This is a genomic window from Burkholderia oklahomensis C6786 (genome assembly GCF_000959365.1).
GTDB lineage: Bacteria > Pseudomonadota > Gammaproteobacteria > Burkholderiales > Burkholderiaceae > Burkholderia > Burkholderia oklahomensis.
The window spans coordinates 3,537,551-3,552,250 of the sequence record NZ_CP009555.1; the positions used below are offsets into that span (position 1 = coordinate 3,537,551).

A 14,700-nucleotide genomic window follows, 5' to 3' on the forward strand; every position below is an offset into this window, starting at 1 on the left:
GCGTCAGATGCGTGGGCGCATTGTTTCGACCACCGGCGCAGCTACGAGAAAAATGGGTCGGACAGGCATTCATTGCGGCCCAATATAGCGCGCCTCAAAGCGCTTGTACAGCACTCAGCACCTCGTCGACGTGACCCGGCACCTTCACGCCGCGCCATGCGTGGCGCAGCACGCCTTCGCCGTCGATGACGAACGTCGAGCGCTCGATTCCGCGCACCTCCTTGCCATACATTTTCTTCAATTTCATGACGCCGAACAGCGTGCAGAGCGTTTCGTCGGGGTCCGAAATCAACGGGAACGGCAGTTCGAGCTTCGCCTTGAAGTTGTCGTGCGAGCGCAGGCTGTCGCGCGACACGCCGGCGATTTCCGCGCCGGCCTTCTCGAACTTCGGATACAGGTCGCGGAACTGCAAGCCCTCGGTGGTGCAGCCGGGCGTGTTGTCCTTCGGATAGAAGTACAGCACGAGCTTCTTGCCCTTGAGGCCCGACAGCGAAAACTCGCCGCCCGTGGCAGGCGCGGTGAAATCGGGAACTTGACGGTCGACTTCGACGGACACGTGTTTCTCCTGTTTTTATGAACGAGCGCGGACGGCGGGCCGCGCGTGGCGATGCGAGACGGGGGGCCGGCGGGGCGGCTTTTGTTCAGTCGGGCTGGACGATCAGTTCGCCGGAGCGGCCGGGGATTTCGCCCCACGCGACAGGGTACGATGGCAGCGCGGCGCGGTCCAGCGTCGCGTAATAATCGCCCATCGTCGCGAACGTGTGGCCTTGCGCGCGCCAGCCCGCGAGCAGTTGCTCGAACACGGGCGCGAGCTTCTGTCCTTCGAGCTCCGCGTGCAGCGTGAACACCTGGTCGTGTGGATTGCGTTCGGTGTGCTTGAGCAGATGCGCGGCGACGTTGTCGGTGTCGATGCCGTCGATGCCGAGAATCTCGTCGAGCGTCGGCAGCGTCGTCGGCATTTGCACGTGCGCGAGCGTCCTGCCTTCGACGACGGGCAGATACGGCGAGTGGCCGCGGCCGTCCGACGCGTAGCGCATGCCCCATGCGTCGATCTGCTCGAACGCCGCGTCGTTCATCTGCCAGCCGGCCGCGCCGTGCGTGACGGGCGGCGCGCCGAAGATGTCGACGAAGCGCTCGCGGCTCTTGCTCATCTCGCGCACGGTCCAGTCGCGCGGACGTTCGCGGACGTTGTCCTGCCAGTACACGTGATCCCACGTATGGATCCCGCATTCGAAGCCGGCTTCGTGGATCGCGCGCATCTCGGCCGTCGCGCGGCGGCCGATGTCGGGGCCGGGCAGCAGCACGCCGTACAGCAGCTGCCTGACGCCGTAATGCTCGACGACCGACGTGCGCGACACCTTCTTCAGGAAGCCCGGCCGCAGCACGCGACGCATCGCCCAGCCGGTGTGATCCGGGCCGAGGCTGAAGAGGAACGTCGCGCGCGCGGCGAAGCGATCGAAGATGCGCGCGAGGTTCGGCACGCCTTCGCGCGTGCCGCGCAGCGTGTCGACGTCGATCTTGAGAACGATGCGGGCCAAGCGGTGATGCCTCTCTCTTTAGCCGTGCTTAGCCGTGCTGCTCGACGAGCGCGCGTGCGTCGGCGACGTGGCCGCGGTACGCCTCGAAGATCTGGCGCAGCGCGTCGTCGAACGTGAACTGCGGCGCCCAGCCGAGCTCCTGCATCGTGTTCTCGATCTTCGGCACGCGGTTCTGCACGTCCTGATAGCCGTTGCCGTAGTACGCGCCCGACGTCGTCTCGACGAGCTTCACGTGCTTCGCCGAATCCGCGTACTCCGGGAATTCCGCCGCGAGCTCGAGCATCTTGTTCGCGAGTTCGCGCACCGAGAAATTATTGTTCGGATTCCCGATATTGTAGATCTTGCCGGTCGCGATGCCGTTCGGATTCTCGATGATCTTCATCAGCGCGCTGATGCCGTCGTCGACGTACGTGAACGCGCGTTTCTGCGAGCCGCCGTCGACGAGGCTGATGTTCTCGCCGCGCACGATGTGGCCGAGGAACTGCGTGACGACGCGCGAGCTGCCTTCCTTCGGCGTGTAGATCGAATCGAGGCCCGGGCCGATCCAGTTGAACGGACGGAACAGCGTGAAGTTCAGGCCTTCCATCCCGTAGCCCCAGATCACGCGGTCCATCAGCTGCTTCGAGCATGCGTAGATCCAGCGCGGCTTGTTGATCGGGCCATAGGTGAGGGCGGACGCGTCCGGGTCGAACTGCTCGTCGGCGCACATGCCGTACACCTCGGACGTCGACGGAAACACGAGATGCTTGCCGTACTTGACGGCCGAGCGCACGATCGGCAGGTTCGCCTCGAAGTCGAGCTCGAACACGCGCAGCGGCTGCTTCACGTAGGTGGCGGGCGTCGCGATCGCGACGAGCGGCAGGATCACGTCGCACTTCTTCACGTGATACTCGACCCACTCCTTGTTGATCGTGATGTCGCCTTCGAAGAAATGCATCCGCTCGTGCTTGACGAGATCGCCGAGCCGGTCGGTCTGCATGTCCATGCCGAACACTTCCCAATCGGTGGTTTCGAGAATGCGCTTCGACAGGTGATGGCCGATGAAGCCGTTCACACCCAGGATCAGGACTTTTTTCGCTTTCATGAATGACGGGAGGAATGAATGAACTGCGCGAATTCCGCCGGGGAAACCACGGCTTCGCCGCCGTCGCGCTGTCGGCGCAGTTCGAGAATGGAGACGGCGCGGCTGTCGCCGCAAACGCCGAACAGCGCATTATCGCTTACGTGCAGGCCCGGCGGCAAATCGGCGGCCGCGCGCGCGGCCGCCGAGCCGGGGGCCGCGAGGCGCGCGCGCGCGATCACGAAGCGCGCGCCGTCGAGATCGGCGAACGCGCCCGGGTACGGCGGCGCGACCGCGCGGATCAGGTTGTAGACCTGCGCGGCGGACTGCGACCAGTCGATGCGGCCGTCTTCGGGCTTGCGCCCGCCGTAATAGCTGCCTTGCGACAGATCGTTCGGCAGGTGCGGCGCCTCGCCCGCGATCAGCGCGGGCAGCACGCGCCAGAGCGTCTGCTCGGCCGCGACCGTGACCTTGTCGAACACTTGCGCGGCGGTGTCGTCGGGCAGGATCGGCACCGCGGTCTGGCCGACGATCGCGCCCGCGTCGGGCTTCGCGGCCATCTCGTGCAGCGTCGCGCCCGTCTCGGTCTCGCCGTTCAGCACCGCCCAGTTCGTCGGCACGCGGCCTCGGTACTTCGGCAGCAGCGATCCGTGCATGTTGTACGCGCCGCGCGCGGCGAGCGCGAGCAGGTCGACGGGCAGCATGTGCCGGTAATAGAACGAGAAGATGAAGTCCGGTTTCGCGCCCGCGACCGCTTCGCGCACGTCGGCGCGCGCCGGATCGGCGGGCGTGACGACGGGAATCCCGTGCTCGGCCGCGACCGACGCGACGCTGCCGAACCAGATGTTCTCGGTCGGGCTGTCCTCGTGCGTGACGACGAGCGCGACGTCGACGCCGCGCGCGAGCAGCACCTGCAGGCAGCGCACGCCGACGTTGTGGTACGCGAAGACGACGGCGCGCGGCTTCATCGCGCGGCCTCGCGGCGCTCGATCGGCAGCGTGACGCCGGGCTTGCCGTCGCGCGCCTCGAGCACGGTTTGGATCAGGTAGCGCGGCCGCGCGCGGACCTGCTGATAGATTCGTCCGATGTATTCGCCGAGCAGGCCGAGCGCGAAGATGATCACGCCGAGCAGGAAGAACGTGATCGCGAAGAGCGTGAACACGCCTTGCACTTCCGCGCCGACGATGAAGCGCCGCACGACGAGCAGCACGAAGAGTCCGGCCGAGCCGAGCGACAGGATCACGCCGATGAACGACAGCCATTGCAGCGGCACGACGGAAAAGCCCGTGACGAGATCGAAGTTCAGGCGGATCAGGCTGTACAGCGAGTATTTCGATTCGCCCGCGAAGCGCTCTTCGTGCGCGACCTCGATCTCGGTCGGGCTCTGCGCGAACGTGTACGCGAGCGCGGGGATGAACGTGTTCACCTCGCCGCAGCGGTTGATCGTATCGATGATGTGGCGGCTGTACGCACGCAGCATGCAGCCCTGGTCGGTCATCTTGATCCGCGTGATGCGCTCGCGCAGCCGGTTCATCGCGGCCGACGCCTTGCGGCGGAACAGGCTGTCCTGGCGCTGCAGCCGGATCGAGCCGACGTAGTCGTAGCCTTCGCGCATCTTCGCGACCAGCTTGCCGATTTCTTCGGGCGGGTTCTGCAGGTCGGCGTCGAGCGTGACGACGATCTCGCCGCGCGACTGCTCGAAGCCCGCGAGGATCGCCATGTGCTGGCCGTAGTTGCCGTTCAGGAGCACGACGCGCGTCGTGTCCGGACGCACGCGGAACTGGTCGGCGAGGAGGGCAGCCGAGCGGTCGCGGCTGCCGTCGTTGACGAGGATCACTTCGTACGACGTGTCGAGCGCGTCGAGCGCCGGGTAGAGCCGCGCGAAGAGCGCAGCGAGCCCGGCTTCCTCGTTGTACACGGGGATGACGATCGAGACTTCAGGATTCGTCGCGCGTGTTTCAGGGTGACTCATGTCCGCTTATTTTCCGTATTGTTCGCAAATCTGGTTGACGGCGTCGACGACCCGCTGCACGTCCTCTGCGCTCATCTGCGTGAAGAGCGGCAGCGTGACGGTCGTCGCGCCGAAGCGCTCGGCGTGGGGGAACATGCCCTCCTTGAAGCCGCGTGCGCGGTACAGCGAGAAAAGATGAATGGCCGGGTAATGGACGCCCGAGCCGATGCCGCGCCGCTTCAACTGCTCCATGAACTCGCCGCGCGAGATCGACAGCTTCTCGATCGGCAGCGTGATCTGGAACATGTGCCAGTTGCCGTTCTCGAAGTCCGCGACGGGCAGCCCGACGCCGAGCGCCGCCGCCGGGCCGCCCGCGAACGCGTCGAAGTAGCGGCGCGCGAGCGCGCGGCGCGTCGCGTTGAAGCGTTCGAGGTGCGGCAACTGGCCGAGGCCGACGCGCGCGGCGACATCGGTCAGATTGTACTTGCCGCCGAGCACGTCGCAGTCCATGCCGTCGAGGCCCGTGCGCGTGATCCCCTGCAGCCGGTATTTCTGCGCGAGCGTCGCTTCGGCTTCGTCGTTGAGCACGAGCGCGCCGCCTTCGATCGACGTGATGTTCTTGTTCGGATGGAAGCTGAACGACACGATGTCGCCGAGCGCGCCGATGCGCTGGCCTTTCCAGGTCGAGCCGAGCGCCTGCGCGGCGTCCTCGATCACGCGCAGCTGATGCGCGCGCGCGATCGCGTAGAGGCGATCCATGTCGACGGGCAGGCCAGCGAGAAAGACCGGAATGATCGCCTTCGTGCGCGGCGTGATCGCCTTTTCGACGAGGTCGAGATCGAGGTTGCGCGTCGCGGGATCGATGTCGACGAACACGGGCGTCGCGCCCGTCTCGAGGATCACGTTGCTCGTCGCGACCCACGACGCGGGCGTCGTGATCACTTCGTCGCCGGGGCCGACGCCCGCGATCCGCAGGCCGATCTCGAGCGTCGCCGTGCCCGAGTTGAACACGCGCACGGGCCGCCCGCCGCAGAATTCGGACAGCGCGGCTTCGAAGCGCTGGCACTGCGGGCCGGTCGTGATCCAGCCGGAGCGCAGCACGTCGGCCACGCCCTGGATGGTTTCCTCGTCGATCTCGGGTTTGACGAACGGCAGGAAAGGAACGGAAGTCTGGCTCATGTAAGCTTCGCTCGTTGTCGTGTGAAAGGAATCGGGCGCTGCCCGACACGCGCATTTAACACCGGCTGTCGAAACGGGTGCGTCACTTTTTGTCGGTGCGCCGACGTGCGTCGTGCGCACCGGCCGCGTGCGGGCAGCATCAGCTGCGCGCGAGCACGAACACGCCGATCAGGATGATGCCGATGCCGACGAGGCGCTGCACCGACAGCACCTCGCCGAACAGGTACCACGCGGCGAACGCGTTGACGACGTAGCCGAGCGAGAGCATCGGATACGCGACCGACACGTCGACCCGGGACAGCCCGACGATCCACACGACGACCGAGAGCACGTAGCAGCCGAGGCCGCCGATGATCGGCAATTGGGTCGCGATCTTGAAGCCGATGGGCACAATGTTCGCACGGGTGAATTCGAAGTGTCCAACGGCGCGCACGCCGGCCTTCAGCAGCAGTTGCGCGCAGGCGTTGAGCATCACGCCCGTGACGATGCAAAAGAGGGAGACGGGATTCATCGATTCGCGTCCTTCGGTATCAGGGTTGCGGCTTTTCGACGACGACGCGCCGGTTGTCTCGCGCGATCACGCGCATCGGCAGGCCCGCCTCCGACAGCTGCCTGTAGCGGTCGGGCGACATCAGCGCGAGCGCGTATCGATCGGCGCGCCAGCGCGCTTCCCATTCGGCGACGGTCGGAATCCACTTGTCCGGCTCGACCGAGATGCCGAACGAGAGCTCGTCCTGGCGCGCGACCATGATCGTCGTGTGGCCGACGTAGAACGGCAGCGTGTGGTCGAGCGTCTCGACCGAATAGAACGGCGTGTCGGGCGGCAGCTTCGCGAGCTCCGCGCGGATCGGGGGCGCGAGGAGCGCGCCCGAGCTGTAGCGGCCGAACGCGTCGTGGCCGGTGCCGCCGATCGTGCCGAGCAGCAGCCAGCCGGCGCCGAACGCGGTCGCCGCCGCGGCGATGCCCGCGCGGCCGCGGCGATTGAGCCATACGGCGACGAGCGTGAGTGCGAACGCGACGGCGAGCGCCGCGTACACCCACTTCTGGAACTCGAGGTACTGCGCGTTCGGCGTGCGCGCGTCGCCGAGCCGGGCGAGGAACAGCGCGCCGAACGCGGCGGCGGCGAGAAACACCAGATAGCCGAACAGATGGCGGCGGAACTGCTCGCGCGACACGAGCGGCAGATACGCGCCGATCATCAGCGCGAGCGCGGGCGCCACGGGGAGCACGTACGAGATCAGCTTCGAGTGCGACGCGCTGAAGAACAGGAAGATGAACGCGCTCCAGACGGTCAGCACGAGCATCGGCGAGAAGCCGTTCGGCTGGCGCGGGATGCGCAGCGCGTGCCGGATGCTCTGCACGCTGACGGACAGCCACGGCAGGAAGCCGACGAGGAGCACCGGCACGAAGTAGTAGATCGCGCCGGGGCGGTTCTGCTCGGGCGTCAGGTAGCGCCGGAACTGCTGGACGATGAAGAAGAAGTTGAGGAACTCGGGGTTGCGCGACTGCACGAGCACGAACCACGGCGTCGCGATCGCGAAGAAGATGACGAGGCCGCTCGCGAGGTAGAGGCGCTTCCACAGCGCCCAGTCGCGCGACACGAGCGTGTAGAGGACGAGCACGGCGCCCGGCAGGATCAGGCCGATCAGGCCCTTCGACAGCACCGCGAGCGCCATCGACGCCCAGCAGAGCCACATCCAGCCGCGCTCGGCGCGCTTGCCGATGCCGGGCCGCTGTGCGAGGAGGAGCGAGCACAGCGTGACCGTCATCCACAGCGACAGCCCCATGTCGAGCGCGTTGAAGTGGCCCATCAGGTTCCAGTACGGAGACGTCGCGAGCACGAGCGCGGCGAAGAAGCCCGCGCGCGGGTTGAACACGCGCGCGCCGGTGAAGCCCGCGACCAGCACGCCGGCGAAGCTCGCGAGCGCGGTGTAGAGGCGCGCCTGCCATTCGCCGATGCCGAACCACGCGAACGTGAGCGCGTTGAGCCACGTTTGCAGCGGCGGCTTCTCGAAATACTTGTAGCCGTTGTAGCGCGGCGTGATCCAGTCGCCCGTCGCGAACATCTCGCGGGCCATTTCGGCGTAACGGCCTTCGTCGCTCGGGACCAGGTGGCGCAGGCCGAGCGGCGCGAACCAGATGACGGCGAGCGCCGCGACGAGAATGAGAAGCGCGGCGCGATTGAGCGAGAGGGACGCTGCGCGATTGAGCGGTAGCCTCGACGGCGTATCGTTCATAGATTCGTATTGAGCTTGATAGATTTGATTGGGCGGCTTGCGGCTGCCGTCCGCGGCGAGCGGGACGCGGCGCGAAACGGGACGCAAAGCGCCGCAGGGTGTTTTAGCGCAGGGCGGCTTAACGTTCGCTTAACGTTCGATCAGCAGCGCTGCGGCGACCTTCCGGCCTTCGGCCATCAGGATGTTGTACGTGCGGCAGGCGGCCTGGAAATCCATCGTCTCGACGCCGATCCGCTGCGCGGTGAGCAGCGCCGTCAGGCTCGGGTGCGGAAAGCGCAGCCGCGCGCCGCTGCCGAAGATCACCAGCTCGGGCTGAGGCTCGAGCAGCATCGCGAACAGCTCGGGCGTGAGCGCGTCGAATGACGCGACGGGCCATTCGACGACGGGCGCGCCCGGCAGTACGATCACGCTGCTTTCGTGGCGCTGCAGGTTGATGTCGACGTAATCGGGGCCGTAGCCGGTGACGGTGTTGAGCGTGTTGCTCGGGTCCTGGTGTAATTTCAAATCGGTTTCCGCGGTGTCGAAAAGGGCCGGAACGAAGGCCGCGCCGGCGCGGCGATCCGGCCCCGAACAGGGCGGGCCGCCTGCCGCGATGCGCGCGGCCGTCGTGACGGACGCTGCCGCGCGGAGGCCGCGGCCGGATTGGTGCATTGCGAAAGTCGGCCAAAATCCGCTAAATTATAACTTTTTAGCCGCTCCCGGGCGGCGTTTCTGTCGCGCGCCGCCACAAGCCGCGTCCGGCAGCCGCATGAAGCCATTCCTAGACAGCGCGCGCTACCGGCCGCTCTCCAGTTTTGATCCCCGCCCCCAGGCCCGCAGGCATTACCCAGGAACGTGTCCGCCGTGAAACCGATTCAGAAGTCGAACAAGCTGCTCAACGTCTGCTATGACATCCGCGGCCCGGTCCTCGAGCACGCGAAGCGCCTCGAGGAAGAGGGGCACCGGATCATCAAGCTCAACATCGGCAATCTGGCCCCGTTCGGCTTCGATGCGCCGGACGAGATCATCCAGGACATGATCCGCAATCTGCCGACGTCGTCCGGCTATTCGGACTCGAAGGGCGTGTTCTCCGCGCGCAAGGCGATCATGCACTACACGCAGCAAAAGGGCGTGAAGGGCGTCGGGCTCGACGACATCTACATCGGCAACGGCGCGTCCGAGCTGATCGTGATGGCGACGCAGGCGCTCCTGAACGACGGCGACGAGGTGCTGCTGCCCGCGCCCGACTATCCGCTGTGGACGGCGGCCGTGAGTCTGTCGGGCGGCACGCCCGTGCACTACGTCTGCGACGAATCGAACCGCTGGATGCCGGATCCCGACGACATTCGCAGCAAGCTCACGCCGAACACGAAGGCGCTCGTCGTCATCAACCCGAACAATCCGACGGGCGCGCTCTATTCGGACGAATTGCTGCTCGAGCTGATCGCGATCGCCCGCGAGCACGGCCTCGTGATCTTCGCCGACGAGGTGTACGACAAGATCGTCTACGACGGCCAGTCGCACACGGCGCTCGCGTCGCTCGCCGAGGACGTGATCACGGTCACGTTCAACAGCCTGTCGAAGAGCTACCGGTCGTGCGGCTATCGCGCGGGCTGGATGTCGGTGGCGGGTCTCACGGACGAGAACCGCCGCCGCGCGAACGACTACCTCGAGGGCCTCGGCATCCTGTCGTCGATGCGCCTCTGCGCGAACGTGCCCGGCCAGTACGCGATCCAGACCGCGCTCGGCGGCTATCAGAGCATCAACGAGCTGATCGTGCCGAGCGGGCGCCTCTACAAGCAGCGCGAGCTCGCATACGACATGCTCACGTCGATCCCGGGCGTGTCGTGCGTGAAGCCGGAAGCGGCGCTCTACATGTTCCCGCGCCTCGACCCGAAGCGCTATCCGATCGAGAACGACCAGCAGTTCATCCTCGAGCTGCTGCTGAAGGAGCGCGTGCTGCTCGTGCAGGGGACGGGCTTCAACTGGCCGACGCCGGACCATTTCCGCGTCGTGTTCCTGCCGAACGTCGACGACCTGACCGATTCGATCGAGCGGATCGCGCGCTTCCTCGATGGCTACCGGAAGCGCCACTCGGCATGACCGGGCGCGTTCCACCTTTTTCACTCAATAGATCACACGCAGCATGGAACCGATCAAAGTAGGCCTGTTGGGCTTCGGCACGGTAGGCGGCGGCACCTTCAAGGTGCTGCGCCGCAACCAGGAGGAAATCAAGCGTCGCGCCGGACGCGGCATCGAGATCGCGCGCGTCGCGGTGCGCAATCCCGCGAAGGCGCTCGCCGCCCTCGACGGCGACGCGAACGGCGTTTCGATCGGCGATGATTTCAACGCGGTCGTCGACGATCCGTCGATCGCGATCGTCGCCGAGATGATCGGCGGCACGGGCCTCGCGCGCGAGCTGGTGCTGCGCGCGATCGCGAACGGCAAGCACGTCGTGACGGCCAACAAGGCGCTCCTCGCGGTGCACGGCACCGAGATCTTCGAAGCCGCGCGCGCGAAGGGCGTGATGGTCGCGTTCGAGGCGGCCGTCGCGGGCGGCATCCCGATCATCAAGGCGCTGCGCGAAGGCCTGACCGCGAACCGCATCCAGTACATCGCCGGCATCATCAACGGCACGACGAACTACATCCTGTCGGAAATGCGCGACCGCGGCCTCGATTTCGCGACCGCGCTCGCGGCCGCGCAGGAGCTCGGCTATGCGGAAGCCGATCCGACCTTCGACATCGAGGGCGTCGACGCCGCGCACAAGGCGACGATCATGAGCGCGATCGCGTTCGGCGTGCCGGTGCAGTTCGACCGCGCGTACGTCGAAGGGATCAGCAAGCTCGCCGCGACCGACATCAAGTACGCGGAAGAGCTCGGCTACCGGATCAAGCTGCTCGGCATCACGCGCCGTACCGAGCGCGGAATCGAGCTGCGCGTGCACCCGACGCTGATTCCGGCGAAGCGCCTGCTCGCGAACGTCGAGGGCGCGATGAACGCGGTCGTCGTGCACGGCGACGCGGTCGGCACGACGCTCTACTACGGCAAGGGCGCGGGCGCCGAGCCGACGGCGTCGGCCGTCGTCGCCGATCTCGTCGACGTGACGCGCCTGCACACGGCCGATCCCGAGCACCGCGTCCCGCATCTCGCGTTCCAGCCGGACAGCCTGTCGAACACGCCGATCCTGCCGATCGAAGAGGTGACGAGCGGCTACTACCTGCGCCTGCGCGTCGCCGACGAGACGGGCGTGCTCGCCGACATCACGCGCATCCTCGCCGATTCGGGCATCTCGATCGACGCGCTCTTGCAGAAGGAATCGGAGCAGGTCGACGACGCGAACGGCGAGACCGACATCATCCTGATCACGCACGAGACGATCGAGAAGAACGTCAACGCAGCGATCGCGCGCATCGAGGCGCTGTCGACGGTCGTGTCGAAGGTGACGAAGCTGCGCATGGAAGCGCTCAACTGAGGACGACATGAATTACATTTCCACGCGCGGCGCCGGCATCGGCGAGCGCCACACGTTCTCCGACATCCTGCTGGGCGGCCTCGCTGCCGACGGCGGGCTCTATCTGCCCGCCGAGTATCCGCGCGTGTCGGCGGACGAGCTCGCGCGCTGGCGCGCGCTGCCGTACGCGGATCTCGCGTTCGAGATCCTGTCGAAGTTCTGCGACGACGTCCCCGCCGACGACCTGCGCGCGCTCGCTCGCCGCACGTACACGGCGGACGTCTACTGCAACCCGCGCCACGGCGAGAGCGCGGCCGACATCACGCCGCTCACGACGCTCGGCGTCGAGAACGGCGCGCCGCTCGCGCTGCTCGAGCTGTCGAACGGTCCGACGCTCGCGTTCAAGGACATGGCGATGCAACTGCTCGGCAATCTGTTCGAGTACACGCTGGCCAAGCACGGCGAAACGCTCAACATTCTCGGCGCGACGTCGGGCGACACGGGCAGCGCGGCCGAGTACGCGATGCGCGGCAAGCAGGGCGTGCGCGTGTTCATGCTGTCGCCGCACCTGAAGATGAGCGCGTTCCAGACCGCGCAGATGTACAGCCTGCAGGACCCGAACATCTTCAACCTCGCGGTGAGGGGCGTGTTCGACGATTGCCAGGACATCGTGAAGGCCGTGTCGAACGATCACGCGTTCAAGGCGCAATACAAGATCGGCACCGTCAATTCGATCAACTGGGCGCGCGTCGTCGCGCAGGTCGTCTACTACTTCAAGGGCTACTTCGCGGCGACGAAGGGCAATGACGAGCGCGTGTCGTTCACCGTGCCGTCGGGCAACTTCGGCAACGTCTGCGCGGGCCACATTGCGCGGATGATGGGCCTTCCCGTCGAGAAGCTCGTCGTCGCGACGAACGAGAACGACGTGCTCGACGAGTTTTTCCGCTCGGGCGCGTACCGCGTGCGCAGCGCGGAGAACACGTATCACACGAGCAGCCCGAGCATGGACATCTCGAAGGCATCGAACTTCGAGCGCTTCGTGTTCGACCTGCTCGGCCGCGATCCGGCGCGCGTCGTCCAGCTGTTTCGCGACGTCGAGGAAAAGGGCGGCTTCGATCTCGCCGCGAGCGGCGATTTCGCGCGCGTCGCCGAGTTCGGCTTCGTGTCGGGCCGCAGCACGCACGAGGACCGGATCGCGACGATCCGCGACGTGTTCGAGCGCTATCGGACGACGATCGACACGCACACGGCCGACGGCCTGAAGGTCGCGCGCGAGCATCTGCAGCCGGGCGTGCCGATGATCGTGCTCGAGACCGCGCAGCCGATCAAGTTCGGCGAGACGATTCGCGAGGCGCTCGGGCAGGAGCCTTCGCGGCCGGCCGCGTTCGACGGGCTCGAGGCGTTGCCGCAGCGTTTCGAAGTGGTCGACGCGAGCGCGCAGCACGTGAAGGACTTCATCGCCGCGCATACGGGCGTGTGACGCTCGGGCAGGCCGGCGGCGGGCGGCACGCGTGCCGCCTTCGCCTGCCGGGCGGCGCCGCTTCGGTCGCGATGCGCGCGGCGTGCAGGCGGCGCGGGCGTGAGGGTGTGAGGGCGGACGCCGGCGGGTGCGACGCTGTGACGCGAGGCGCTTCGCGGCGTTTCTTTCGCTCGATGCCGGCCGGGTGCCGAAAAGCAATGAAACAGCCGCGGCGCGAATTCATCCGGGATTGATCCGATGAATTCGCGTCGCGGCTGTTTCGTTCGTGTTCGCTGCTCGACGTATCGTCCCGCGCGTCGTTTGGGCGGATTCCGGTTGCGCAACGCGCGGCTGATCGCGCCCGCCATCGCCTTCCAACGACGCCGACGCGCTCCGTTTTTTCGATGGCTGAACGCGGCCGGCCATCACGCTCGCGGCGCACGGCCGCTGCGCTCGATCGCATCGATCCGATTCGATCGTCCACACCCGCGCGGAGCCGTCGCTACAATGTCGGCATCCGGTCAAATTTCAATCGACGATGTCCCACCCCAACACCCCGACGCCGCGTGCGCCGATGCTGTCGACGGCCGACGCGCTCGCGGCGCTTCTCGCGGCCGCGCGTCCGCTCGCCGAAACCGAGACCGTCGCGACGCTCGATGCGCTGAACCGCGTGCTCGCGGCCGACGTCGTGTCGCCGCTCGACGTCCCGCCGATGAACACGAGCGCGATGGACGGCTACGCTGTGCGCATCGCCGACCTGACGCGCGGCGAGCGGCGCCTCACGGTGTCGCAGCGGATCCCGGCGGGCCATCCGGCCAAGCCGCTCGAGCCGGGCACGGCCGCGCGCATCTTCACGGGCGCGTCCGTGCCGGCCGGTGCGGACGCGGTCGTGATGCAGGAGCAGACGGAGGCCGCGGGCGAACAGGTGGACATCCTGCACACGCCGGCGGCGGGCGAATGGATCACCGCGCAGGGCGCGGACATCCGCCGCGGTTCGGTGATCCTGCCGGCCGGCACGCGGATGACGCCGCAGGCGATGGGGCTCGCCGCGTCGGTCGGCTGCGCGTCGCTCGCGGTCGCGCGCCGCGCGAAGGTCGCCGTGTTCTTCACGGGCGACGAGCTGACGATGCCGGGCGAGCCGCTCAAGCCGGGCGCGATCTACAACTCGAACCGCTTCACGCTGCGCGGGCTTCTCGAGCGGCTCGGCTGCGACGTGACCGATTACGGGATCGTCCCGGACCGGCTCGATGCGACGCGCGCGGCGCTGCGCGAGGCGGCGCGCGAGCACGACGTGATCGTGACGAGCGGCGGCGTGTCGGTGGGCGACGAGGATCACGTGAAGCCCGCGGTCGAGACGGAAGGGCGGCTCGCGCTGTGGCAGATCGCGATGAAGCCGGGCAAGCCGCTCGCGTTCGGCGCGATCAGGCGCGGCGGGGCGGCCGGCGCGGGTGAAGCTCCGGCCGCGGTGAACGACACGAACGACGGCGAAGCCTATTTCATCGGCCTGCCGGGCAACCCGGTGTCGAGCTTCGTCACGTTCCTGCTGTTCGTGCGGCCGTTTCTGCTGCGCGTCGCGGGCGCGACGCAGGTCGCGCCGCGCGCGGTGTCGCTGCGCGCCGATTTCACGCAGAGCAAGGCCGACCGCCGCAACGAATTCCTGCGCGCGCGCGTGAACGCGGCGGGCGGGCTCGACCTGTTCCCGAACCAGAGCTCGGCCGTGCTGACGTCGACGGTGTGGGGCGACGGCCTGATCGACAATCCGCCGAACCACGCGATCAGCGCAGGCGAGACGGTGCGTTTCATTCCTTTTTCCGAATTGCTCGGCTGACGCCGGGCGGTGTGG

At 67.2% G+C, this 14,700-nt stretch carries 13 protein-coding genes; 4 read left to right on the top strand and 9 right to left on the bottom strand.

Annotation, left to right across the window (positions count from 1 at the left end; genetic code table 11):
- Nucleotides 1-94 precede the first annotated feature (94 nt).
- From BG90_RS15755 to BG90_RS15795, 9 genes are all read right to left on the bottom strand, one after another.
- Complete coding sequence (locus BG90_RS15755) at nt 95-556, bottom strand: peroxiredoxin (RefSeq protein ID WP_010103134.1); 462 nt, start codon at nt 554-556, stop codon at nt 95-97.
- Between the two features lie 85 nt (nt 557-641).
- A complete protein-coding gene (locus BG90_RS15760) occupies nt 642-1,538 on the bottom strand; it encodes a polysaccharide deacetylase family protein (RefSeq protein ID WP_010114983.1) in 897 nt (298 codons plus the stop codon).
- 28 nt (nt 1,539-1,566) lie between these two features.
- Complete coding sequence (locus BG90_RS15765; protein ID WP_010103137.1) at nt 1,567-2,622, bottom strand: bifunctional UDP-4-keto-pentose/UDP-xylose synthase; 1,056 nt, start codon at nt 2,620-2,622, stop codon at nt 1,567-1,569.
- On the bottom strand, nt 2,619-3,566 hold the full coding sequence (locus tag BG90_RS15770) for a formyltransferase (protein WP_038802645.1): 948 nt from the start codon (nt 3,564-3,566) through the stop codon (nt 2,619-2,621). Before BG90_RS15770 ends, BG90_RS15765 begins: the two co-directional genes overlap by 4 nt.
- Entirely contained in the window at nt 3,563-4,570 is a 1,008-nt protein-coding gene (locus tag BG90_RS15775) for a glycosyltransferase (protein WP_010114987.1), read from the bottom strand. The genes BG90_RS15770 and BG90_RS15775 overlap by 4 nt, the downstream gene beginning before the upstream one ends.
- Nucleotides 4,571-4,576: 6 nt before the next feature.
- Entirely contained in the window at nt 4,577-5,728 is a 1,152-nt protein-coding gene (locus tag BG90_RS15780; RefSeq protein ID WP_010114989.1) for a DegT/DnrJ/EryC1/StrS family aminotransferase, read from the bottom strand.
- Between the two features lie 139 nt (nt 5,729-5,867).
- Complete coding sequence (locus BG90_RS15785; protein WP_004192320.1) at nt 5,868-6,239, bottom strand: SMR family transporter; 372 nt, start codon at nt 6,237-6,239, stop codon at nt 5,868-5,870.
- Nucleotides 6,240-6,258: 19 nt separating this feature from the next.
- Nucleotides 6,259-7,965 carry a glycosyltransferase family 39 protein gene (locus BG90_RS15790; RefSeq protein WP_010114991.1) on the bottom strand — a complete coding sequence of 569 codons (1,707 nt, stop codon included), beginning with the start codon at nt 7,963-7,965 and terminating at the stop codon, nt 6,259-6,261.
- Nucleotides 7,966-8,094: 129 nt separating this feature from the next.
- A complete protein-coding gene (locus tag BG90_RS15795) occupies nt 8,095-8,469 on the bottom strand; it encodes an Mth938-like domain-containing protein (RefSeq protein ID WP_025989773.1) in 375 nt (124 codons plus the stop codon).
- 339 nt (nt 8,470-8,808) lie between these two features.
- Here BG90_RS15795 and BG90_RS15800 point away from each other — a divergent pair, with 339 nt between their 5' ends.
- From BG90_RS15800 to BG90_RS15815, 4 genes are all read left to right on the top strand, one after another.
- A complete protein-coding gene (locus tag BG90_RS15800; protein WP_010114993.1) occupies nt 8,809-10,047 on the top strand; it encodes a pyridoxal phosphate-dependent aminotransferase in 1,239 nt (412 codons plus the stop codon).
- 43 nt (nt 10,048-10,090) lie between these two features.
- A complete protein-coding gene (locus BG90_RS15805) occupies nt 10,091-11,419 on the top strand; it encodes a homoserine dehydrogenase (RefSeq protein WP_025989774.1) in 1,329 nt (442 codons plus the stop codon).
- Nucleotides 11,420-11,426: 7 nt separating this feature from the next.
- Nucleotides 11,427-12,878: a threonine synthase gene (thrC, locus tag BG90_RS15810; RefSeq protein ID WP_010114997.1), complete on the top strand. Its 1,452-nt coding sequence runs from the start codon at nt 11,427-11,429 to the stop codon at nt 12,876-12,878.
- 517 nt (nt 12,879-13,395) lie between these two features.
- Complete coding sequence (locus BG90_RS15815; RefSeq protein WP_025989775.1) at nt 13,396-14,685, top strand: molybdopterin molybdotransferase MoeA; 1,290 nt, start codon at nt 13,396-13,398, stop codon at nt 14,683-14,685.
- Nucleotides 14,686-14,700: the final 15 nt, after the last annotated feature.

What these genes read in the sequence shown, in the direction of transcription:
- BG90_RS15805 (WP_025989774.1), top strand. Translation starts at nt 10,091, where the DNA reads ATGGAACCGATCAAAGTAGGCCTGTTGGGCTTCGGCACGGTAGGCGGC.
- BG90_RS15775 (WP_010114987.1), bottom strand. Translation starts at nt 4,570, where the DNA reads ATGAGTCACCCTGAAACACGCGCGACGAATCCTGAAGTCTCGATCGTC.
- BG90_RS15780 (WP_010114989.1), bottom strand. Translation starts at nt 5,728, where the DNA reads ATGAGCCAGACTTCCGTTCCTTTCCTGCCGTTCGTCAAACCCGAGATC.
- BG90_RS15765 (WP_010103137.1), bottom strand. Translation starts at nt 2,622, where the DNA reads ATGAAAGCGAAAAAAGTCCTGATCCTGGGTGTGAACGGCTTCATCGGC.
- BG90_RS15790 (WP_010114991.1), bottom strand. Translation starts at nt 7,965, where the DNA reads ATGAACGATACGCCGTCGAGGCTACCGCTCAATCGCGCAGCGTCCCTC.
- thrC (WP_010114997.1), top strand. Translation starts at nt 11,427, where the DNA reads ATGAATTACATTTCCACGCGCGGCGCCGGCATCGGCGAGCGCCACACG.
- BG90_RS15785 (WP_004192320.1), bottom strand. Translation starts at nt 6,239, where the DNA reads ATGAATCCCGTCTCCCTCTTTTGCATCGTCACGGGCGTGATGCTCAAC.
- BG90_RS15770 (WP_038802645.1), bottom strand. Translation starts at nt 3,566, where the DNA reads ATGAAGCCGCGCGCCGTCGTCTTCGCGTACCACAACGTCGGCGTGCGC.
- BG90_RS15815 (WP_025989775.1), top strand. Translation starts at nt 13,396, where the DNA reads ATGTCCCACCCCAACACCCCGACGCCGCGTGCGCCGATGCTGTCGACG.